The organism is Lacticaseibacillus zeae subsp. silagei, from assembly GCF_030770335.1.
GTDB lineage: Bacteria > Bacillota > Bacilli > Lactobacillales > Lactobacillaceae > Lacticaseibacillus > Lacticaseibacillus zeae.
On sequence record NZ_CP132484.1, the window covers coordinates 1635405 to 1658264 of the forward strand.

At 48.7% G+C, this 22860-nt stretch carries 24 protein-coding genes; 23 read left to right on the forward strand and 1 reads right to left on the reverse strand.

Going from position 1 to position 22860, the window contains the following annotated elements:
• The first annotated feature begins 272 nt into the window (after window positions 1-272).
• The 5 genes from hisS (at window position 273) to LACZS1_RS07830 (ending at window position 6218) form a co-directional block, all read left to right on the forward strand.
• Window positions 273-1556, forward strand: a complete 1284-nt coding sequence (gene hisS, locus LACZS1_RS07810) for a histidine--tRNA ligase (RefSeq protein ID WP_010488170.1) — start codon at window positions 273-275, stop codon at window positions 1554-1556.
• Between the two features lies 1 nt (window position 1557).
• Window positions 1558-3363 (forward strand): aspartate--tRNA ligase, encoded by a 1806-nt coding sequence (gene aspS, locus LACZS1_RS07815; protein ID WP_306402832.1) that lies wholly within the window; start codon window positions 1558-1560, stop codon window positions 3361-3363.
• 93 nt (window positions 3364-3456) lie between these two features.
• A complete protein-coding gene (msrB, locus tag LACZS1_RS07820; RefSeq protein WP_047106212.1) occupies window positions 3457-3900 on the forward strand; it encodes a peptide-methionine (R)-S-oxide reductase MsrB in 444 nt (147 codons plus the stop codon).
• Between the two features lie 405 nt (window positions 3901-4305).
• Window positions 4306-5226, forward strand: a complete 921-nt coding sequence (locus LACZS1_RS07825; protein WP_010488175.1) for a YitT family protein — start codon at window positions 4306-4308, stop codon at window positions 5224-5226.
• A 104-nt stretch (window positions 5227-5330) separates the two neighbouring features.
• Window positions 5331-6218, forward strand: a complete 888-nt coding sequence (locus LACZS1_RS07830) for a deoxyribonuclease IV (protein WP_070651917.1) — start codon at window positions 5331-5333, stop codon at window positions 6216-6218.
• On the opposite strand, the gene LACZS1_RS07835 is transcribed toward LACZS1_RS07830, so the two are convergent.
• Entirely contained in the window at window positions 6215-7045 is an 831-nt protein-coding gene (locus tag LACZS1_RS07835; protein ID WP_010488183.1) for a pyruvate, water dikinase regulatory protein, read from the reverse strand. The two genes, LACZS1_RS07830 and LACZS1_RS07835, sit on opposite strands and share 4 nt — an antisense overlap.
• Window positions 7046-7326: 281 nt before the next feature.
• On the opposite strand from LACZS1_RS07835, the gene rpsU reads away from it, so the two are divergent.
• The 18 genes from rpsU to LACZS1_RS07925 all read left to right on the forward strand — a co-directional run bounded on the left by rpsU (window position 7327) and on the right by LACZS1_RS07925 (window position 22777).
• Entirely contained in the window at window positions 7327-7503 is a 177-nt protein-coding gene (rpsU, locus tag LACZS1_RS07840; protein ID WP_005687665.1) for a 30S ribosomal protein S21, read from the forward strand.
• A 27-nt stretch (window positions 7504-7530) separates the two neighbouring features.
• Window positions 7531-7965 (forward strand): GatB/YqeY domain-containing protein, encoded by a 435-nt coding sequence (locus LACZS1_RS07845; RefSeq protein WP_171024637.1) that lies wholly within the window; start codon window positions 7531-7533, stop codon window positions 7963-7965.
• Between the two features lie 493 nt (window positions 7966-8458).
• Window positions 8459-9445 carry a PhoH family protein gene (locus LACZS1_RS07850; RefSeq protein ID WP_010488201.1) on the forward strand — a complete coding sequence of 329 codons (987 nt, stop codon included), beginning with the start codon at window positions 8459-8461 and terminating at the stop codon, window positions 9443-9445.
• A gap of 3 nt (window positions 9446-9448) precedes the next feature.
• Window positions 9449-9907 carry an rRNA maturation RNase YbeY gene (gene ybeY, locus LACZS1_RS07855; RefSeq protein WP_049171404.1) on the forward strand — a complete coding sequence of 153 codons (459 nt, stop codon included), beginning with the start codon at window positions 9449-9451 and terminating at the stop codon, window positions 9905-9907.
• Complete coding sequence (locus LACZS1_RS07860; RefSeq protein ID WP_070651915.1) at window positions 9891-10289, forward strand: diacylglycerol kinase family protein; 399 nt, start codon at window positions 9891-9893, stop codon at window positions 10287-10289. Before ybeY ends, LACZS1_RS07860 begins: the two co-directional genes overlap by 17 nt.
• A 2-nt stretch (window positions 10290-10291) precedes the next feature.
• A complete protein-coding gene (locus tag LACZS1_RS07865) occupies window positions 10292-10681 on the forward strand; it encodes a cytidine deaminase (protein WP_083311626.1) in 390 nt (129 codons plus the stop codon).
• Complete coding sequence (era, locus tag LACZS1_RS07870; RefSeq protein ID WP_070651913.1) at window positions 10678-11580, forward strand: GTPase Era; 903 nt, start codon at window positions 10678-10680, stop codon at window positions 11578-11580. The genes LACZS1_RS07865 and era overlap by 4 nt, the downstream gene beginning before the upstream one ends.
• Entirely contained in the window at window positions 11580-12395 is an 816-nt protein-coding gene (gene recO / locus LACZS1_RS07875; RefSeq protein WP_070651912.1) for a DNA repair protein RecO, read from the forward strand. Before era ends, recO begins: the two co-directional genes overlap by 1 nt.
• Before the next feature lie 111 nt (window positions 12396-12506).
• The gene (locus tag LACZS1_RS07880; protein WP_070651911.1) at window positions 12507-12818 is read left to right on the forward strand and encodes a hypothetical protein; all 312 of its coding nucleotides are present in this window, start codon (window positions 12507-12509) and stop codon (window positions 12816-12818) included.
• A 526-nt stretch (window positions 12819-13344) separates the two neighbouring features.
• Window positions 13345-14241, forward strand: coding sequence for a glycine--tRNA ligase subunit alpha (gene glyQ / locus LACZS1_RS07885; RefSeq protein ID WP_029345495.1), 897 nt, complete (start codon window positions 13345-13347; stop codon window positions 14239-14241).
• A gap of 1 nt (window position 14242) precedes the next feature.
• Window positions 14243-16312, forward strand: a complete 2070-nt coding sequence (gene glyS, locus LACZS1_RS07890; RefSeq protein ID WP_070651910.1) for a glycine--tRNA ligase subunit beta — start codon at window positions 14243-14245, stop codon at window positions 16310-16312.
• Window positions 16313-16507: 195 nt separating this feature from the next.
• The gene (dnaG, locus tag LACZS1_RS07895) at window positions 16508-18277 is read left to right on the forward strand and encodes a DNA primase (protein WP_070651909.1); all 1770 of its coding nucleotides are present in this window, start codon (window positions 16508-16510) and stop codon (window positions 18275-18277) included.
• Between the two features lie 13 nt (window positions 18278-18290).
• Window positions 18291-19541, forward strand: coding sequence for an RNA polymerase sigma factor RpoD (gene rpoD / locus LACZS1_RS07900; protein ID WP_083311621.1), 1251 nt, complete (start codon window positions 18291-18293; stop codon window positions 19539-19541).
• 149 nt (window positions 19542-19690) lie between these two features.
• Window positions 19691-20401 (forward strand): tRNA (adenine(22)-N(1))-methyltransferase, encoded by a 711-nt coding sequence (locus LACZS1_RS07905; protein ID WP_070651908.1) that lies wholly within the window; start codon window positions 19691-19693, stop codon window positions 20399-20401.
• On the forward strand, window positions 20388-21182 hold the full coding sequence (locus LACZS1_RS07910; RefSeq protein WP_070651907.1) for a Nif3-like dinuclear metal center hexameric protein: 795 nt from the start codon (window positions 20388-20390) through the stop codon (window positions 21180-21182). Before LACZS1_RS07905 ends, LACZS1_RS07910 begins: the two co-directional genes overlap by 14 nt.
• 175 nt (window positions 21183-21357) lie before the next feature.
• The gene (gene thmT, locus LACZS1_RS07915) at window positions 21358-21546 is read left to right on the forward strand and encodes a 2-hydroxymuconate tautomerase (protein WP_025012407.1); all 189 of its coding nucleotides are present in this window, start codon (window positions 21358-21360) and stop codon (window positions 21544-21546) included.
• Between the two features lie 35 nt (window positions 21547-21581).
• Window positions 21582-21929: a metal-sulfur cluster assembly factor gene (locus tag LACZS1_RS07920; protein ID WP_010488225.1), complete on the forward strand. Its 348-nt coding sequence runs from the start codon at window positions 21582-21584 to the stop codon at window positions 21927-21929.
• A gap of 104 nt (window positions 21930-22033) precedes the next feature.
• Entirely contained in the window at window positions 22034-22777 is a 744-nt protein-coding gene (locus LACZS1_RS07925; RefSeq protein WP_070651906.1) for an SAM-dependent methyltransferase, read from the forward strand.
• The last annotated feature ends 83 nt before the right edge of the window (window positions 22778-22860 follow it).

Below are 22860 nucleotides of genomic sequence, written 5' to 3' on the forward strand. Positions count from 1 at the left end.
GCTTATCGGTCCAGTCCCTCAATCGTACGGCTTTGGCCATTGCGACCAAGGTCCTTACACGCAGGCTCCTGCGCCAGCGAGCGCGTTTCGGAACCGGATTGCCCCCCAATGTCTATAGTTTCAATCCCAGATCGTGTAGTTTGGCCATTTAGGCTTGAGCTGCTTACACGCAGGCTCCGGCGAACACCCTCAACCATCCTCACGAAGCCAACCACCAAAACCCACCCGATCACCCAACCCCATCACATCTCTCAGACTACAGGAGGTCCCTCATGAATTATCAACGTCCAAAAGGCACAGCCGATATTTTACCTGGCCAAAGTGAACGTTGGCAGCAGGTAGAAGCTGTTGCCCGTAAAATTTTTGCTCAATACCAATACCGTGAAATTCGCACGCCGATTTTTGAAAATGTCGATGTTTTTTCGCGCAGTGCTGGTGACACCAGCGACATCGTGACCAAAGAAATGTATACCTTTAAAGATAAAGGCGACCGGATGATGGCCTTGCGTCCTGAAGGCACTGCCGGTGTCGTGCGAGCTTATGTCGAAAATAAGTTATACGGTCCTGAATATGCGAAGCCTTACAAAGTTTACTATATGGGGCCGATGTTTCGCTATGAACGCCCGCAAAGTGGCCGTCAGCGGCAGTTCCATCAAATTGGGGTCGAAGCTTTTGGCAGCGATTCTCCAGTACTGGATGCCGAAACGATCGCCTTGGCTAAACAGTTGCTCGAAGCTTTAGGCGCCAAACACCTTAAGTTTGTCATCAATTCGTTGGGCGACCCAGCGACCCGAAAAGCTTTTCATGCAGCGCTTGTTGATTACCTGACGCCGTTCAAAGATGAGCTTTCTGAAGATTCTAAAGTTCGTTTAGAAAAAAATCCGCTGCGCATTCTCGATAGTAAAGATCGCCATGATCAGGAAATTGTCGCCAATGCGCCTTCAATTCTGGACTATCTGACGCCGGAAGCCCAACAGCATTTTGATCGCGTGAAGACGTTGCTGACAGGGCTGGGAATTGATTTTGACGTGGATGCAACCATGGTCCGCGGACTTGATTATTACAACCACACGATTTTTGAAGTCATGTCCGATGATAAAGTCTTTGGAGGCGGCTATACGACGATCCTTGCAGGTGGCCGCTATAACGGGCTGGTTGAAGAACTCGGCGGTCCCGAGACTCCCGGAATTGGTTTTGCCATGGGTGTTGAACGCTTGATGCTGTTGATGCAATCAGACCAAGAAGCCGCCCAACCGGATGCCTATATCGTCACGATCGATCAAGGTGCTGACCAAGAAGCCTTGCAAATGCTGACAGCCTTGCGTCAACAAGGCTTTACCGGTGAAATGGATTACATGGGCCGTAAAGCGAAAGGCCAGTTTAAAGCGGCTAACAAAGCGCATGCGAAGCTGGTTTTGACGATTGGCGAAAGCGAACGCGCAGCCGGCACCGTCCAGATTAAAAATATGGCAACCGGTCAGCAACAAGCTTTTCCTCAAGCAGATGTGTTGGCAGATTTTGGTAAAATTTATACGCAAGTAACGGAGGCAAAGTAGTATGAGTAAACGAACCTGTTATGCCGGTGATGTAACCACCGCTTATGTCGATCAGGAAGTAACCTTAAAAGGATGGGTGCAGAAACGCCGTAGTCTCGGCAGTTTGATTTTTATTGATTTGCGGGATCGGGAAGGCATCATTCAACTTGTTTTTTCTGAAGAATTTGATCAGGACGCGTTGACAGTGGCCAATTCGGTGCGCTCCGAGTATGTGATCGAAGTCCATGGGGTGGTCAAAAAACGCAAGCCGCAAGCAGTGAACCCGGAAATGAAAACCGGCGATGTCGAAGTTGAAGTCCATGACATCACTATTTTGAACAAAGCCAAAACGCCGCCATTTTATATTGAAGACAATGTCGCCGTAACAGAAGAGACAAAATTAAAGTATCGTTACCTTGACCTGCGCCGGCCTGAGATGCAAAAGAACATCTTTACCCGCGCTCACATCATGCGCAGTGTGCACCATTACTTAGATGACAATGGCTTTATTGATGTCGAAACGCCGACGTTAACTGCTAGTACGCCTGAAGGGGCCCGGGACTATCTGGTGCCATCGCGGGTTTACCCTGGTAGCTTCTATGCTTTGCCACAATCACCGCAATTATTTAAGCAGCTATTGATGGGGGCCGGATTTGATCGGTACTATCAAATCGCCCGGTGCTTCCGCGATGAAGACTTGCGCGGCGACCGCCAACCGGAATTTACCCAGATTGACCTTGAAACCAGTTTCTTGACGGCAGAAGAAATTCAGGATATTACTGAAGGCTTAATTGCTCAGGTGATGCACGATGTAAAAGGCATTGACGTCAAGTTGCCATTTGAGCGGATTACCTGGCAGGATGCGATGGATAAATATGGCTCTGATAAGCCGGATCTTCGCTTTGGCATGCAGATTCAGGATGTTTCCGATTTAGTCAAAGATTCTGATTTCAAAGTTTTTGCGGGTGCCGTACAAAATGGCGGCCAAGTGCGGGCAATCGTTTTGCCTGGCGGAGCCGATAAATATTCACGGAAGATGATTGATGCCCAACAGGATTACATCAAACGTTTTGGTGCCAAGGGTCTGGCGTGGATGAAAGTGACAGCTGATGGCATTAGCGGCCCAATTGCCAAGTTCTTCGGTGACGGCAAGACGCTGACACAAGCGGTTGGCGCCCATGCTGGTGATCTGGTCTTGTTTGTGGCAGATAAGGCAAAGGTCGTTGCTGATTCGCTAGGTTATCTCCGCACCCATTTTGGCCATGATCTTGGTTTGATTGATGACAAGCAGTTCCGCTTCTGCTGGGTGGTTGACTGGCCGCTGTTCGAATATGACGAAGGGATTCAACGTTGGGTTCCGGCGCATCATCCATTCACGATGCCAAACGAGGAAGACGTTCATCTGCTTGATACCGATCCGCATGCAGCGCACGCCCAAAGTTACGATATTGTGTTGAACGGCTATGAATTAGGCGGCGGCTCCATCCGTATTCACAACCGGGAAATTCAAGAAAAGATGCTCAAAGCGCTTGGCTTCACTCCGGAACGTGCTCAAAAGAGTTTTGGCTTCCTGCTGACGGCGCTTGATTACGGGTTCCCGCCGCATGGTGGCTTGGCCATTGGGTTAGATCGATTTGTCATGCTGCTCACAGGCCGCACCAATATTCGCGATGTGATTGCCTTTCCGAAGAACAGCAAAGCCAGCGAACCGATGACCAGTGCACCTTCACCGGTTGCGGACGTACAACTTAAGGACTTAGGTATTGAAGTTCGGCCAGATGTCGATCCGGAAAAAGAGCATGAAGGCGACGAGAATTTAACTGAATGAGGCTCGTCACTTTCGCCTAAAGTTGTTATACAATTTAATTGCTGACAATCGAAACACCTACCGCTATAATGAGTTGTAGCGGAGGTGTTTTTTATGTTCGATAAAGCAAAACGGCCGTCAAAAGCCGATCTAAAGAAGCAACTGTCACCTGAAGCTTATGCGGTTACGCAAAAAGCAGCGACTGAACGGCCGTTTTCCGGTCAGTATGATGATTTTTATCAAGACGGCATCTATGTGGATGTGGTTAGCGGCGAACCGCTATTTTCCTCCCAAGATAAATATGATGCTGGCTGCGGCTGGCCATCTTTTACCAAACCGATTACGAAGCTCGCGGAACATCGGGATCAAAGCTTTGGCATGGAGCGTGTCGAAGTCCGCAGTCCTGAGGCTGATTCGCACCTTGGTCACGTCTTTAACGATGGCCCGATTGCAAAAGGCGGTTTGCGCTATTGCATCAATTCCGCAGCGCTTCGTTTCATCCCGGTTGCCGATCTCGAAAAAGAAGGCTACGGCCAGTACCGGCAACTATTCAAGTAAGCGTGAGCTGGCGCGGTTAGAAGTCGGAGTGTAAGTGGCCTCGGGCGTGATGGCCCGGGTTTAGGCCATTGCGACCGAGGTCCTTACACGCAGACTTCTGCGCCAGCGAACGCGTTAATGTAAGCGTGAGCTGGCGCGGTTAGAAGTCGGAGTGTAAGTGGCCTCGGGCGTGATGGCCCGGGTTTAGGCCATTGCGCCTAAGGTCCTTACACGCAGACTTCTGCGCCAGCGAACGCGTTAATGTGAGCGTGAGCTGGCGCAGTTATGATCCTGCGCTGGTGAACGCATTATGACACCCGTCAAAATAAATAAACCGACCGATTTTTTGATTTGGTAGCAATCAAAGACCGCCCTTGTTATACTTGATCACGACATGATTATGGGTGACAGGGAGCGGTTTTTGATATGGAAGAGATTGATCGGCTAATTCGCCGACATCAAAATTGGTCACGATTATCAGCGGCATTTTTCTATAGTATTTGTGTCGCCGTTGCATTGAATATGTTTTGGGAACCGGGCGGGGTTTTTGCCAGTGGCATTACCGGTGCGGCACAGCTTTTGGCGACTGTGGTGCGAAAATGGTTTAACTTCGACATTGCGTTGCCATTCTTTTCGCTGGCGACAACGGATTTATTTTCAACTGGAACCCTGTTATTTTTCTTAAACGTGCCACTGTTTATTCTGGCATGGAAGGCAATCGGGCATCGCTTTACAGTGTTCACTTTTTTGGCGGTTATCTTCTCGACGATCATGATTCGGTTGCTTGGGGTATTAACGCCGCTGACCAAAGATCCCATCGTTTGTGGTATTTTTGGGGCGGTTGTGAATGGCTTGGGTACCGGGTTTGCTTTGCGCAATAATATTTCCACTGGCGGTATCGATATTCTGGGGATCGTGTTGCGCAAGCGCACCGGGCGGACCGTTGGCACGATCAACATCATGTTCAATGTGCTGATTATCTTTCTTGCCGGTTTTGTTAATGATTGGCCGCATGCGTTGTATTCAGCATTGGCAATTTTCATCAATGGACGGGTCATGGACTCGCTGTACACGCGCCAGCAACGGCTGCAGGTCATGATTGTGACTGCTCGGCCTAAGCAGGTTGTCCGGGAGATTCAAGGTTCACTACGCCGCGGCATCACCATTGTTCACGATGCAGAAGGGGCCTTTCATCACGAAGAAAAAACCATCCTGTTCACGATCATTTCCCGGGCTGAAATGTACGACTTAGAGCAGGCCATGCGTCATAGCGATCCGTATGCGTTTGTGTCAATCACGGACTCGGTCAAAATCCTCGGCCACTTTTACGAGCCCAAAACGGATTAACCGCGCTAACATGAACCCGGAAAGCAGCCGGGTTTTTTTATAAAATTTTTTGATCATCAGCAATCGAAACGATTGCTGGTGATCGTACATAGGGGGCTTTTTACATGTTAATTGGTGCCAATGTCAGTATGAAAGGCACAAAAATGTTGTTAGGAGCCGTTGAAGAAGCGGCTAGTTATGATGCTAATACGCTGCAGTTTTATACAGGTGCGCCGCAAAATACGCGGCGCAAACCAACGAGCGAAATGCGCATTCCTGAAGGGCTGGCGGCGATGACCAAAGACGGCATCAGTCATACCGTTATTCACGCACCTTATATTGTTAATCTTGGCAATACGAAAAAACCCGAAAACTTCGAATTTGCGGTGCAATTCATGCGGGAAGAAGTTGTCCGGGCAGACGCGTTACATGCCTATACCATGCCATTTCATCCCGGTGCGCATGTGGGCGCTGGTCCTGAAGCCGCCATCAAGCAAATTGTGAAAGGCTTGAATCTTATTATTGACCCTAAGCAAAACGTCACGATTGCGCTTGAAACCATGGCAGGAAAAGGAACGGAAATCGGCCGTTCATTTGAAGAACTCGCCGCAATCATTGATGGAGTGACTTATAACGAAAAGTTGCGCGTGACTTTTGATACTTGTCATACCAACGACGCCGGTTACAATGTTAAAGATGATTTTGATGGTGTTTTAAATGAATTTGATCACGTCATCGGTTTGGATCGGTTGAGTGTCATTCACGTAAACGATTCCAAGAATCCACGGGGCAGCCATAAGGATCGCCATGCCAACATCGGTTTTGGGACAATCGGGTTTGACGCGTTAAACCGAATTGCCCATCATCCGGCATTGGAAAAGTTACCCAAGATACTCGAAACCCCGTATGTCGGGCCAGATAAAAAGCATCAGGTCCCGCCATACGGGGAGGAAATCAAGTGGCTCAAAAGCGGCCATTTTCAACCGGAAGCTTTGCGCCGGTTGATGGGTTAATGGGTTTCGGTATTTTCAAATTCATCTAAGCCCATGTGCTCCAAAATCAAAGTTGCAGTTTCTTCAATCGATCGGTGTGCGGTGTTAATCACCATGCAGCCGATTTTTTTGTAGAGATCTTCAGCAAACTTCAATTCTTGATTGACTTGATCACGTGCCGAGTAAGCAGTATCAGGATTCAAGCCATACTGAATCATGCGTTGACGCCGAAATTCCATTAGAACAGAAGCATCGGTGGTCAAGCCGACAATTTTTTTAGGATCAACCTGCCAGATTTCTTCAGGAATATGGGCATTGGGCACCAAAGGCAAATTGGCAACTTTCAGATTACGGTTGGCGAGGAATAGGGACAATGGTGTTTTGCTTGTCCGCGACACGCCGAGCAAGACAATATCGGCCTCCAGAAAACCTTTCGGGTCTTTGCCGTCATCATACAAAACCGCAAATTCCATCGCCGAGATCCGATCAAAATAACGTTCGTTGAGATCATGCACGGCACCCGGAACGTGATTGGGCTCTTCATGTGTGATCGATTTGATACCGCTTAAAATCGGTGACATGACGTCGATCGCAATGACACCTTGGTCTTTGGCGTAATGTGTTGCCAACTGGGCGAAGCCGTCTGTGACGAACGTCATGATGGCCAATGCGTTCTCTTTCTTCGCTTCATCAATGGCACTGTAAATTTTTTCTTTCGTGTGAATGAACGGAAACCGGACATAATGGGCTTCAAATTCCGGAAACTGTGCGGCAACCGCCTGCGCAAGTCGCAGTCCGGTTTCGCCGACGGAATCTGACATGATATACAAATTCAATTCTTGGGTCATAATGCCACCTCGCAACTTAGATAACGCTATCATAGCATAGTTCAAGCGCGCACGTGAATGTCGAGGAACGCGGCCATTAAACGCTAGCAAATCTTTGATTGTAACCGATAATGGCGTTAAGATTTAATTAAGAACGCATCATTGCGGATAACAACGGTTGTTTATATAAAAATCTGAAATCGCTTATTGACGCGTGGTTATCAGTTTTGTATACTAATAAACGAACTATTGGCTATGATATCCGTCAGTGGTTACACAAGTGTCGGAGGGAGGGATATCACATGGCTAAGACAGTTGTTAAGAAAAACGAATCTCTCGATGACGCTCTTCGGCGCTTTAAGCGTACTGTATCCAAGTCTGGTACACTCGCTGAATACCGCAAGCGTGAATTCTACGAGAAGCCTAGCGTACGCCGCAAGCTGAAGTCAGAAGCTGCGCGTAAGCGTAAGAAGTATTAATAAAGGACTTGGTGAATAGTGGCTTTAATGGATGAGCTTAATGCTCAGATGAAACAAAGCATGTTAGCCAAGGACAAGGTAACGTTGAGCGTCGTCCGGATGTTGAAAACAGCGTTGGTCAATGAAAAGATCAAAGTCGGCCATGAGCTTTCCGAGGATGAAGAAAAGAGCGTTCTTGCGACTGAATTAAAACAGCGCAAGGAAAGTGTTTCGGAATTCAAAAAAGGTGGCCGTGATGATCTGGTTCAGGAAACCGAAGCTGAAATCAAGGTTGTGGAACGTTTTCTGCCAGCCCAGTTAAACAAAGCCCAAGTTGCCGACATCGTTGATGCAACAATCAAAGAAGTCGGAGCCACAGGTAAGCAAGACTTTGGCAAGGTGATGAAGACGTTGATGCCCAAGGTTAAAGGCCAAGCTGATGGCGGTCTCGTCAGCAGCGTGGTAAAAGAAAAACTTAGTTAACGACAAAGCCGGTGTTAGCACCGGCTTTTTATTGTGGTGATTGCGCGGGTGTGGGCATGGGCATAAAAGTCGGCTTGTTTAGGTTGTAAAGTGCGAGGAATGTGGCTTTCTGGCGCAAAAACGCGCTCGCAGTCGCAGAAATCTACGTGTAAGGGCCTCAGAGCTAAATGGCTAAAATGCCAAAACTGTGCTGTTCCGCAGAAATGAGTTTGATCGATACTGCTGCGGAAACGCGTTCGCAGGCCCAGAAATCTCCGCATAAGGACCTCAAGCACAAATGGCCAAAGCCCAGCCTGGAGTTGTCCGACGCTGAAACGCGCTCGCAGTCGCAGAAATCTACGTGTAAGGACCTCAGACCTAAATGGCCAAAGCCCAGCCATTTAGCTCTGAGGCCACTTACACTCCGATTTCTAAGCGCTCCTGCTCGCGCTCTTAAAATATGCTAAACTAATACCATCTTTACCGCTTAAAATATTTGTTAGGGGGCCAATATTTGGCACAGGAAACCTCGGAGAAAATTTTCCGACTCAGCAATCCCGACATGGCGATTAACCTTGTCGGTATTAATGATGCTAATTTGACGTTGATTGAAGAAGGCTTGAACGTTCGTATTTCGCCTTTTGGGGACGAATTACGTATTAGCGGCGAACCGGAGACGGTTAGTTTGACTTTGCAGCTGCTGGAAGCAACGAGTAAGTTGTTGTCGCAGGGTATTAAGTTGTCCCCGCAGGATATTGCCAGTGCGGTTGCCATGGCGAAACGCGGGACGTTAGAGTATTTTGCCGATATGTATAGCGAAACCTTGTTGCGGGACGCTAAAGGCCAGCCGATTCGGGTTAAAAATTTTGGCCAACGCCAGTATGTCGATGCGATCAAGCATAACGATATTACTTTCGGGATCGGTCCTGCCGGGACAGGGAAAACTTTCTTAGCTGTGGTCATGGCCGTTGCCGCGATGAAGGCCGGACAAGTGGAACGGATTATTTTGACGCGACCGGCCGTCGAAGCAGGGGAAAGTCTGGGCTTCCTTCCCGGTGACCTCAAAGAAAAGGTCGATCCTTATCTGCGCCCGGTTTATGATGCGTTGTACGCCGTTTTGGGCAAAGAACACACTGATCGGTTAATGGATCGCGGCGTCATTGAAATCGCACCATTGGCCTATATGCGCGGCCGCACACTCGACAACGCTTTTGCCATTCTTGATGAAGCGCAGAACACAACGCAGGCCCAAATGAAAATGTTCCTAACGCGTCTTGGTTTTGGTTCAAAAATGATCGTCAACGGCGACATCACGCAAATCGATTTGCCGAATAATGCCAAAAGTGGTCTGCTACAGGCGGAACAACTGCTAAAAGGAATTAGCCATATTGCCTTTACGCAATTTTCATCACAAGACGTTGTGCGGCATCCGGTTGTTGCCAAGATTATCGAAGCTTACGGCAAACACGACTTACAGCTGCAGAAACGGACAAAGGAGTAAGCGATGGACTTAGAATTATACGATGATGATCATTTATTAGACGCACAACATCATGATCTGATTCAGAAATTGGTTGCTTTTTGTGGACAACAGTTAAAATTGCCAACTGATACCGAAATGTCCATCACGATTGTCGGTGATGATGACATTCAGAAGATTAATCGTGACTATCGCGACACCGATCGTGCAACGGATGTCATTAGTTTTGCAATTGAAGATGGCGAAGACGATCTGCCGCTACTTCCAGGCATGGCAAAGAATATTGGGGATCTGTTTATTGACCCACTAACGGTTCGCCGCCACGCCAAGGAATATGGCCACAGCTTTGAGCGCGAGCTGGGGTACACGGTGGTTCACGGTTTCTTACATCTAAACGGTTATGATCACATTAAGCCGGAAGATGAAGCCGTGATGATTCCGCTTCAAAAGAAAATTCTGGCAGCTTATGGCCTTACCCGATAAACAAATCGGCAAAAACAAACATTTTATCCAAAGCGCCCGCCACGCGCTCGATGGGCTGCGCGTCTTTTTTGTCGACGAGAATAATTTCAAACGGGAATTTACCAGTGCAACGTTGGTGATTATTGCCGGCATCTGGCTAAAAGTACCGCCATTTTCTTGGTTTGTCCTGATTTTAGCCATTTTGCTGGTTTTCTTAGGCGAATTATTGAATACCATTGTTGAAAATCTGGTGGATTTCATTATTGGGGAACACTATGATTTACGGGCAAAGAAAATCAAGGATATGAGTGCTGGCGCCGTTTTGTTGGTGTCCCTAATCGCCGTGGTCGCCGGCGTTTATGTTTTTGGGCCACCGTTGTTAGACCTTTTGAGGAGTTGGTAATGTTGTCTGTTTTACGTACCGCTGCCTTGGCAGCACGCGAAAATGCGTATGTCCCTTATTCCCATTTTGCGGTCGGTGCGGCTGTCCGGGTTGGTGACCGGATTTTTTCTGGCGCCAACATTGAAAATGCCAGTTACGGCCTAAGTAATTGTGCTGAGCGGAGTGCGATTTTTGCGGCTGTGAGCGCTGGTTATACCAAATTGGATGAATTACTGGTAATTGCCGACACGGAAGGCCCGGTTTCACCTTGTGGGGCATGCCGGCAAGTCATCAGCGAGTTCTTTCCAGCCGATGCAGTTATCACGCTGGCCAACGTTCGCGGCGATTCGCACCAAACAACGCCGCAAGCATTACTGCCGGGAGCATTTTCGAAAGGAGACTTAAACGCGTGAGCGAACATCATTCTGGCTTTGTGGCCATTATCGGTCGACCAAATGTCGGCAAATCAACTTTCATGAATCGGATTTTGGGTGAAAAGATTGCCATTATGTCACCTAAGGCCCAGACAACACGGAATAAAATCAACGGCATCTATACCACACCTGATGCGCAGATTGTATTTGTCGACACGCCCGGGATTCATAAGCCTAAAAATGAACTTGATGACTACATGGATAAAGCAGCGCTGTCGACTCTGAATCAGGTTGATGCTATTTTGTTCATGGTCGCTGCGGATGAGCAAAAAGGTGCCGGTGATGCCTATATTATGCGGCAACTGGCCGAGGTGAAGAAGCCGGTTTATTTAATTCTGAATAAAATCGATTTGGTTAAACCGGACGATCTTTTGCCGCTTATCGAAAGCTATCAGCATGATTATGACTTTGCCCAGGTCTTCCCGATCAGCGCAACCATGGGTAACAATGTTGATGACTTATTAACCTCACTGACCGCAGCCTTGCCGGTCGGGCCGCAGTATTATCCGGAAGATCAGCTGACCGACCATCCGGAATATTTCGTCGTGGGTGAATTGATTCGGGAGAAAGTTCTCGAACTTACCCGCGATGAGGTGCCGCATGCTACCGCTGTTCAGGTCGAGCGCATGAAAGATCGCGAAGGCGGCAAGTTGCAAATCGAAGCGTACATTATTGTCGAACGCGACAGTCAAAAGGGCATCATTATCGGCCGCGGCGGGCAAATGATGAAGCAAATCGGTATTCGAGCACGCCGAGACATTGAGAATTTACTGGGCGATAAGGTGAACTTGAAGCTGTGGGTTCGCGTCCAGAAAAACTGGCGCGACAACAATGCTTATCTCAAATCACTCGGCTATAACACAAAGGATCTGCGGTAATGGTTAAACAAGCGCAAACCTTTGAGGGACTCGTGATGTCCCGCCAAAATTATCGCGAATCCGATATGTTGGTTAAAATTTTAACCGATCAGTTCGGTAAGAAAATGTTTCTGTTGAACCGGGCACGCAAGCCCGGTTTTACTTTAGCTGCTGGCATTTTGCCATTTACGCATGCCGACTATATCGGCGAGATTCGTGAATCGGGTCTCTCGTATTTGTCCGCAATTAAAAATGCCACTCAATACCGGCAGATTTCAACCGATATCACGCTAAACGCCTATGCATCGTACATTTTTGGATTGCTCGATCTGGCTTATCCGGATGGACAGCCAGTCGGGTTTTGGTTTAATCAGATTAAGCAAGCTTTGCATTTGATTGATACCGGTCTTGATCCGCAAATTATTGCCAACGTGATCGAAGTTCAGATGCTGAAGGCGTACGGCGTGGAGCCAAATTGGCGCGGTTGTGTGATCGACGGCCGCACTGACTTGCCGCTGGATTTTTCTGAAAGCTATGGCGGTTTACTCTGTCAGCGTCACTGGGATAAAGATCCCCATCGGCTTCATGCCAGTGCACGCGCGATTTTTTACTTGCGCCGCTTCAGCACATTGAATCTGGATCAAGTTAAACGCATTGATGTCAAGCCTGCCACCAAAGCCGAATTAAAACGAATTCTGGATATCATTTACACCGACATGGTTGGCGTAACCCCAAAGGCCAAGCGCTTTATCGACCAAATGAATCACTGGCAGGATCGCCTGCCGGATGCGCATAAGTCAACCGACACCGATTCGGACAACAGACATCGAGAATAGTCATTGCTTTTCCGTAGCTTTATGGTAGATTGAAGATAAGTAAGCGGTTTCGTTATTGATAATTTTTGGGTGAAGATGATTTCAGCAAGTGTTTACAAAGGGGTGGCGAGCATGGCAGAGACATTACCACGAGCGGTCAAAGTCTGGATGGGTGCAAATATACTGCAAATCGAGTTTGATAACGGACAAACGCGGTTCATGCGGACACATTTTATCGACAATTATGTATCCTCATGGTCACCGAGTAAGGGTAAAGGCAAACGGATTAACTTTTTCGTGGCACCGACTTGGGAATGGCTCGGTGCCAACGCCCGGATCGAATCCGATGGCAAGGTGACGCTTTTTGAAAAAGATACCTATACGCCTGAGGAACTGTGGCATAACAGCAAGTCAAGCATTGATCAGCTATCGGGGATTAATTAGTATTTCTTGAAGCGGCTGGTTGACATGTTCATTTTTTGAAACACGTTCACTGGTGCAGAAGTCTGCGTGTAAGGACCTTGGGCGGTGATGGCTCAAGGGGTTCAACTGCTCATGTTGAGTGAAACACTATCGGCCGATGCTGCATGGAAACGCGTTCACTGGCGCAGAAGTCTGCGTGTAAGGACCTCTTAACGCGCCAGTTCACGCTCTGCTTTCAGAAAGTCGCTTGACAGCACCTACCGCGATGCTATACTTATTAAGAAAATTGAATCGGTGATGAGAAAAAGGGTCATATCGGTACTGAACTTCAGCGAGTCGGGGATAGTGTAAGCCTGGTGGCGGTCGATGTGATTGGCGTTTTCGAACCAAATGATGAAGCTGCAGGCAGGTTTTGTAACTGTCTGAAGTAGGGTGGAACCGCGCAGAAGCGTCCCTACGCCATATCTTGGCGTAGGGACGTTTTCGTGTTTATTAAAACAGTTGCCTGAGCCATGATCCGCTTCGATTCACCGGGAAAGAGGTTGTCATGACAACAAAAATGGACATCCAAACGATGATCCAGACCCTGCAAAAATTTTGGGGTGACAAAGGCTGCATGCTGATGCAAGCCTATGATGTAGAAAAAGGCGCCGGCACCATGAGCCCGTATACCTTTTTACGGGCAATCGGACCGGAACCTTGGAATGCCGCGTACGTGGAACCTTCACGGCGCCCGGCAGACGGTCGTTACGGCGAAAACCCAAATCGGCTGTTCCAGCATCACCAGTTTCAGGTAGTGATGAAGCCTTCGCCGGAAAATATCCAGGATTACTATCTGGATTCACTGGCCGCGCTTGGCATCGATCCGTTGGAACACGATATCCGCTTTGTTGAAGATAACTGGGAGAATCCTTCCATGGGTTGCGCCGGTGTTGGCTGGGAAGTCTGGCTTGATGGGATGGAAGTTAGCCAGTTTACGTATTTCCAAGTGGTCGGCGGTCTTGAAGTGTCGCCAGTGACGAGTGAAATTACCTATGGCGTTGAGCGTCTGGCTTCTTACATTCAAGACGTTAACAGTGTCTTTGATCTTGAATGGGGCGACGGGGTTTTGTATGGCGATATTTTCAAAGAGCCTGAATATGAACACAGCAAATACGCCTTTGAAGTCAGCGACCAGAAAATGTTATTGGAATTTTTCGATGCTTATGAAAAAGAAGCATGGCGGCTGATGGATCTTGGCTTGGTTCATCCGGCTTACGATTACATTCTCAAATGCAGCCACACTTTTAACCTGCTAGATGCACGCGGGGCTGTTTCCGTGACGGAACGAGCCGGGTATATGAGTCGGATTCGCAAGATGGCACACAAGGTCGCCCGAGCATTTGTGGCTGAACGCAAAAAGCTGGGCTTCCCATTGCTGCAGCACAAAACGGAGGTGCAATAACATGACGCATGACTATCTGATCGAAATTGGCCTTGAAGACATGCCTGCACATGTTGTCACGCCGAGTTTGAATCAATTCCACGAGAAAACAGTTGCTTTCCTAAAAGCCAATCATCTTGAATACGGCCGCATTGACCGTTACGCAACTCCGCGGCGGCTTGCGTTACTGGTTCATGATCTGGCGGCTAAACAAGCGGATGTTGAAGAAGATGTCAAAGGCCCGGCGAAGAAGATTGCCCAAGATGCAGATGGCAATTGGACGAAGGCTGCAATCGGTTTTTCACGTGGTCAGGGCATGACCCCAGACGACATTGTTTTTAAAACCGTCAAAGGGGTTGATTATGTTTACCTGCATAAAGCGATCAAGGGAAAAAGTGCCGCCGAGATTCTGCCAGGGATGCTGGATGTCATTAAGAGTCTGACCTTCCCGACGCGAATGAAGTGGGGCGCGTACGATTTTGAATACATTCGCCCGATTCACTGGCTGGTCAGTTTGCTGGATAATGAAGTTGTACCAATGAAGTTGCTGGATGTTGAAGCCGGTCGTGTGACTCAGGGCCATCGCTTCCTCGGCAAACCCGTTTCCTTGTCGAATCCTGATGCCTATGTGTCTGCTTTAAAAGATCAATTTGTGATTGTCGAACCAGCGGCGCGTAAGCAGCTTATTCGCGACCAAATCAAACAAATTGCCACCGATCATCAGTGGCGAATCGATCTTGATGCCGATTTATTGGAAGAAGTCAATAATCTGGTTGAATGGCCAACTGCTTTTGCCGGCACGTTTGACAAGAAATATCTGGCCATTCCTGAAGCCGTTCTAATCACCTCAATGAAGGACAATCAGCGTTACTTTTATGCCCGCGATGCGAACGGGAAAATGGTCAATGCCTTCATCGGCGTCCGCAATGGTAACCGCGACCACTTGGCTAACGTGATTGCCGGAAATGAAAAAGTGTTGACTGCCCGCCTTGAGGATGCTGCCTTCTTTTATGATGAAGATCAAAAGCGCAGCATTGCCGACGATGTTGAGCGCCTGAAAGCGGTCAGTTTCCACGATAAAATCAGTTCGATGTATGACAAAATGGCGCGCACAAAAGTTATTGCCGATTTGCTTGCTGACCAGTTCGGCCTCTCTGATACAGATGAGGCTGATCTGAACCGCGCGGCATCGATTTACAAGTTCGATCTGGTCACATCAATGGTCGGCGAATTTCCTGAATTGCAAGGCATCATGGGTGAACATTATGCTCGACTAGCTGGCGAAAAACCGGCTGTTGCCCAAGCCATTGCCGAACATTACGAACCGATTGCAGCAGACGGGGCGTTGCCGCAAAGTCTGGTCGGCACCGTATTAGCCATTGCGGACAAACTGGATTCACTCATGAGCTTCTTTGCGGTTGATCTGATTCCAAGCGGTTCCAATGATCCATACGCCTTACGCCGCCAAGCATACGGCATCGTCCGCATGATCGCCGCGCACGATTGGCCATTTGCGCTGGCCAAGCTGCAGCCAGCGATTGCTCAGGCATTAGCTGCTGCAGGGAAAACGAACGGGCTTGACTTTGCCGCCCATCAACAAGCACTTAACGACTTCATCATTGACCGTGCCAAGCAACTACTGCAAGCTGAAAAAATCCGCCACGACATCGTGGATGCGGTCACTGTTCGCAGCGACGCCGATATTGCCGGCATTTTGGATGCAGCCAAGCTGTTGACTGCCCATGCCGCGGATGATGACTTTAAAGCGGTCATGGAAGCCTTGGGACGGGTTTTACGGATTACCGGTAACAAGACCGTTGATACTCCAGTCGATCCCGCCAAATTCGAAAATGCAACTGAAGGCCAGCTGCACGAAGCAGTAACGACGACGGCTGAGACTTTTGATGCTGAACCGACCGAAGCCGATTATCAAGCACTAAAAGCCTTGGTTGATCCGATTAATGCTTATTTTGACGCCACAATGGTGATGGCCAACGACGACGCGGTACGGGCCAATCGCTTGGCCACCTTGCAGCAACTCGCCCAGCTTATTCGCCAATTTGGGGATGTCAGTCAGGTCATTGTTAAGTAGATTTGCCTTTTTGACGAGGAGACGCTATAATGTACCTTGTATTATTATGCCGATAGACTATTGAAAAGTCGCATTTCACATGAGAAGTGCGACTTTTTACCGCTATTTCAATCGGTTCAAGTCGCGCAACAGTCAAGCGGAAGCGCCATCGCTGTTACGCCTGTCATGGAAAGGGAGTGAGCTGATATCGCCGGAATGATTCCAGAGGCCACTGTCGATCAAGTCCTGAAGGCAGTTAATATTGCTGACTATATCGGACAATTTGTCCAGTTGCGTAAAACCGGTCAAAACCTTTTTGGCCTCTGTCCTTTTCATGAAGAGCATACGCCATCATTTTCCGTCAATGAGTCAAAGCAAATTTTCCATTGCTTTTCGTGCGGGCGGGGTGGCAATGTCTTTAAGTTCGTGATGGATTATGACAATGTTACGTTTCCCGAAGCCGTTAAGAAAGTGGCCGATTTTGCCGGTATTCCGCTTAATGTGCAAATCGGTCACGCAGCACCGGTTGATCCGGAGATTGCCAAGCAGCAACACATCCTGCAAGACACTGCCGATTTATTTCACCACATTCTCGTGAACACCGAAAAAGGCGAAGCAGCACTGGCCTATTTGCATAAGCGTGGGTTGACCGATGAAACGATTGAAGAATTCCAGTTGGGCTATGCGCCGGAAGAACGCAATCTGTTGGTGGCTTTCCTGAATAACCGTAAAATCGATTATCAGGATCAACGCGCAAGTGGTTTATTTGTCGAAGATCAGGCAGGCAAACTGTTTGACCGCTTTAATGATCGTGTCATGTTTCCGTTGACAGACGGCAATGGTAAAGTGGTCGGTTTTTCCGGGCGGATCCTGCAAAATGAAAAGTCGCAGGCCAAGTACCTGAATAGTCCGGAGACAAAGTTGTTTAATAAACGCGATGTCCTCTTTAACCTGCACCGCGCAAAAGCCGAAATCGGCCGCGACGGAGGACCGATTCTTTTTGAAGGCTATATGGATGTCATCGCTGCTTATCAGGCCGGCGTTAAAAACGGCATTGCGTCAATGGGTACTAGCCTGACGACCGAGCAAGTCGACATCATCAGCCATTTGAGCAAACGGTTGACAGTTTGTTACGATGGTGATGAACCAGGCCAAAGAGCCATTGAACGCGCCGTGACGATGTTAGCCGATCATCCTAGGCTGCAAACCGATGTGGTGGTTTTGCCGGATGGCATGGATCCTGATGAATATATTCGAGCCCGCGGTGCTGAAGCTTTTCAGGCGCAAGTCAAATCGGTCTTGACGCCAACCGCCTTTATGTTACAATTCTTAGCCCGCGGCGTGGATATGCATAATGATCAGGCCAAACTGACTTACCTGAATGCTGCACTTAAAATCATCGGTAAAATCAGTGATCCGGTTGCGCGAGCAGTCTATGTTAAACAGCTAGCCGAAACGACCGATGTACCGATCGCAGCGTTGAATCAAAGTTTGCCTAAACCGCAGCAGTCACAACCACCCGTTGCGCGTCCCGCTGTCACGGAACAACCGGCGCGCCCGCTTGATCGGTACACGGCGGCGCAACGGCAGTTATTATATTATGTGTGGCATGATGATTTGGTGATGCAGCGGTTGAAAAATGCAACATTCGTATTTCCAACCGATTATTTCCAGACACTTTTTACCGGATGGCTGAACTTTTTGCATGAACAGCCAGACGGTGATTTGGCGGGATTTCTGGATCGGGTTGATCCCGAACTCAGCGGTGTGGCGGCGGATGTTGCCATGCAGTCATTGCCTGAAGCCACTGAGGCAACCATTGATGAGTTAATTCAGACGATCACGTCTGCCTCGACGGTGACTCGGCTGCAGGCAATCAAACAGGCGATTGTTGAAGCACAACGTTTGGGAGACAAGCAGAAACAAGGCGAGTTAACGGTGCAATATGTGAATCTCATGAAACTTTTGAAGCAACAACAAGGCTAGGGGAGGAACTTTAATGGCTGAGAAAAAAACAGCAACTGAAGTAAGCAAGACCACAAAGAAGACAACGGCTGCAACTGCCAAGAAGACGGCAACCGATGTGAAGGCGACGGCCAAAAAGACCGCAACCAAGAAAACAACGGCCAAGAAGACTACCGCTAGCAAAACCCACACAACCACGAAGGCATATGATAGTGCAGTCAAGGCTGTGATCAAAGATTACAAGAAGAAAAAGCAGATTACCGAAGATGACCTGACCGCTAAATTGATCAAGCCGTTCGAGCTTAAGAGCAATGCAATTGATGATTTGATGCAGAAAATCGAAGACAACGGCATTGCGATCGTCGATGAAAACGGCGAACCGGCAACCATCAGTCTGAAGAAGCAAAAGAAGGTTTCCAAGAAGGAAATGAGCGACATGTCCGCACCTTCAGGGGTTAAGATTAATGACCCTGTGCGGATGTATCTGAAGGAAATCGGCCGGGTTTCCTTGCTGACGGCGGATGAAGAAGTTGCGCTGGCACTGAAAATCGAACAAGGCGATCAGGAAGCTAAACAGCGCTTGGCTGAAGCCAATTTACGGTTGGTTGTTTCAATTGCCAAGCGGTACGTCGGCCGGGGCATGCAGTTCCTGGATCTGATTCAGGAAGGTAACATGGGCCTGATGAAGGCTGTAGAAAAATTTGATTACCGCAAAGGCTTCAAGTTCTCCACGTACGCGACCTGGTGGATTCGTCAGGCGATCACCCGTGCAATTGCCGACCAAGCCCGCACCATTCGGATTCCCGTGCATATGGTTGAAACCATTAACAAGCTGATCCGGATTCAGCGGCAATTGCTTCAGGACCTTGGTCGCGAACCAACGCCTGAAGAAATCGGTGCCGAAATGGATATGCCAACTGAAAAAGTCCGCGAAATTCTTAAAATTGCCCAAGAACCGGTATCCCTTGAAACGCCAATTGGTGAAGAGGACGATTCCCATCTAGGTGATTTCATTGAAGATCAGGACGCCACCAGTCCGGAAGACCACGCTTCCTATGAGCTGCTCAAGGAACAGCTGGAAAGTGTTCTCGACACCTTAACTGACCGCGAAGAAAATGTTTTACGGTTACGCTTCGGTCTTGACGATGGCCGTACTCGGACACTGGAAGAAGTCGGCAAAGTCTTCGGTGTGACCCGCGAACGGATTCGGCAAATTGAAGCAAAGGCGCTACGGAAACTACGCCATCCAAGTCGTTCCAAGCAACTTAAAGATTTTCTTGAATAATTAAATCAAGTCAGAAAAGCCGCCGTCTCTCGGTTGAGAGATAGCGGCTTTTTGCATTCAAACCAATTGATTTTAGGCCGAATACCAGCATCTTCGCATCAGTTTGTTATAATGAAAGCTGTCAATTAGATGAGGGGATCGTAAAGTTAATGGATCATATACATTTATCAAAGCGCCTGCAAACGATCAGCACGTTTATCGAACCTGGTGAACGAGTTGCGGATATCGGTACCGATCATGCTTTTTTACCAATTGAGCTTGTCCAGCGCGGCGTCATTCAATTCGCCGTCGCCAGTGATATTGGGGCTGGCCCGGTAGCAATTGCCAAACAAAATGTGTCTGCTGCGGGGTTAACCGAACAAATCGACGTGCGCCAGGCAGACGGGTTAGCCGGAATCAAGCCGGTTGATGCCATTTCAACCATTGTCATTGCTGGCATGGGCGGGCAATTAATTACCAATATTCTAGACGCGGGCAGTACGCGAATGGACGGCACCGAAACACTGGTGTTGGCACCGAATCGCCACCAATATGATGTCCGCCGCTGGCTAGACAAGCATGGATACGGTATTATCAGCGAACAGATTGTCGAAGATGAAGGCCATATTTACGAGATGATGGCAGCTGGTAAAACCAAACCAGATGTTCCGTATTCAGAAGCGGATTTGCGCTTCGGCCCCATTTTACGCCGTCAGAAAAATCCGGTGTTTATGAAAAAGATGCACAGGGAGGCCGAAAAAACCGAAGCCGTTCTTGAGGGATTGGCAGACGCGCGAATGGTGCCACTGGCTAAGATTCGCGAACAGGAGCATATCCTGGCGCTCATTAAGGAGGAGTTAAACGCACATGACAAGCGGTAAGCAGATTATCAATCGATTCGAAGATTATGCACCTTTAAGCCTTTCCTGGGAACGGGATCCCAGCGGACTGCAATTAGGCAATCCGGAACGAACAGTTAAAACGGTTTTGGTGACGCTTGATGTTCGTCCGGAAGTGGTTGAGGAAGCCGAAGCGGTGCATGCCGACATGATCTTTTCGCACCATCCGGCCATGTTTCGGCCAGTTCACAACCTCGACCTGCGGGTACCGCAAAACGCTATGTATGCCCAGATTCTGAAGGACGATTTGCTGGTTTATAGCGCTCACACGAATTTGGATCGGGTTCAGGAAGGCATGAATGACTGGCTGGCTGAAGCACTCGGTTTAAGCCAGGTCGTGCCGTTTATTAACGAAGGTGAAGGCGCTAATATGGGGCGGATCGGTCTTTTACCGGAACCGGTTCGGCTTGAAGCCTTTGTTGAACAGGTCAAAGCTGCTTACAACGTTAAGGGACTTCGGGTAATCGCACGCGACTTGGATCGCCAGGTTCAGCGGGTTGCCATTCTTGGGGGCGATGGCGGCGACGCGTTCAACGATGCCAAGGAAGCCGGCGCGGATGTTTTCATTACCGGTGATGTGTACTATCACACGGGCCACGACATGTTGGCAGCAGACCTGCCCGTCATCGACCCAGGCCATCACATCGAAGCCATCATGAAAGGCAAAGTAGCCGCCTTGATCAACGAATGGGCAGCGGTAGAAGGATGGGACGTCAAAGCCATTCCGTCCAAGTTATCCACGGATCCGTTTACGTTTATGTAGTCACCGTCAAATAATCCAAAAATTCAGAGATCAATCGCTGTGTTTGTCAAATTGCCAACTAACGCCGAGAGAGCAGCATATGTTAGGTTTCGCGAAAACGTGCGCAAAACGCCTTTGCATGCTAAAATGAAACAAATTAACTTTCACCAAATGATGATTGAAGGAGCGAAATGCTATGCCATTAGTCCATATTGATTTAATCGAAGGCCGCTCGCCGGAGCAATTGAAGGCGCTTGTCAAAGATGTTACCGCTGCAATTGTTAAGGATACCGGCGCCCCGGCTGAACATGTGCATATTGTGTTAAATGAAATGGCCAAAGAACATTACGCCGTTGCGGGAGTTTTGGCGGCCGATAAGGCGTAAGGTTCTGCAAGCTTTTAAGAAAGAAGGGACCGCTGATGGCAGATCATGACCAAGCCGCCACCCAGGATCAGGCATATTTTGACAAAATGAAGCAACAGATTCTTGATGCGCTTGAGACAGTGATCGATCCTGAACTGGGAATCGATTTGATTAATCTTGGGCTCATTTACGGGGTTGATCTGGATGAAGATGGCAAGTGTACCGTTGAAATGACGCTGACCACGATGGGTTGCCCATTGACGGATATGCTGGATGCTGATATTAAGCGGGCCTTGACTGCGATTGATGGGATCGAGAGCGTCGAAATCCATCTGGTCTGGTACCCGGCATGGGGCCCGGAACGGCTCAGTCGCTATGCCAAAATGGCACTGGGTATCCATTAACAGGTTGGTTGTCAAAATTAACCGTAAAAGCCGCCTTTTCTGGCGGCTTTTGAGTGTTTTGCTGCAAGTTTCTTTACTAGCATTCGTTAAATATCGAGGTTGACATGGCTTATTGGACCCGTTTGAATGAGTTAGCGCGCAAGTACACGCCCATTTTGCCACTTAAACAACAAATTACGGCAATGGATTCGTGGCAGACGGCAGTAGCGAATCATCGCCTGCCGCAACATGCCTTGCCTTGGTTAGGATTGACGACGCCACAAATCGAACATGCTTTAGCTTTACCTGACGCGCGGTTGGCGGAGTTGCAACAACTGGATCATTTGTTGCATAATTTTCGGCGTTACATTGCGTTTCATTATGGGATGTGGTCATTTGTCCACACCGATTTCTTTAACGTCTGGCACCGTTTATACGGTTTCCAGCGTTATTTGGAAGTCGCAGCCGGTAATGGTTACGTTAGCGCCGGGTTGCGGGCACAAGGCGATACCACGATTACAACGGACGCGCACACTTGGGTCAAAGAAAACGTGACCGGCCAGCAACCTTTAGTCCCAGTTAAAACCGCCACCGCTAATGCTTCCTTGTTCCTATATGCCGATCAGGTTGATGCGGTGGTCATGGCGTGGAGCCCGGATAAGGATCCGAACGATGTGCGCTTTTTACATATCATGGCGCGGTCGTTTCCTGATAAACAATTGTTCGTGATCGGCGAACGAAAAGGGGCTACTAACAGCCGGTTATTTTGGCAGGAAGCTCAGCAGGTGCCTGATCGTCGTTTGTTTGCGTTGAATCGGGCCTTGGGTCATTTCGATGCGATTCATGAGCGGGTTTATCGGTTGCAGTGATGCTTGCTGGTGGGCTAGGGACTCTTTTGTTAGTGTATTGTTAGCTTGAAAGCAAGTTTGCTGTCGCCATAACGCGTTCGCCG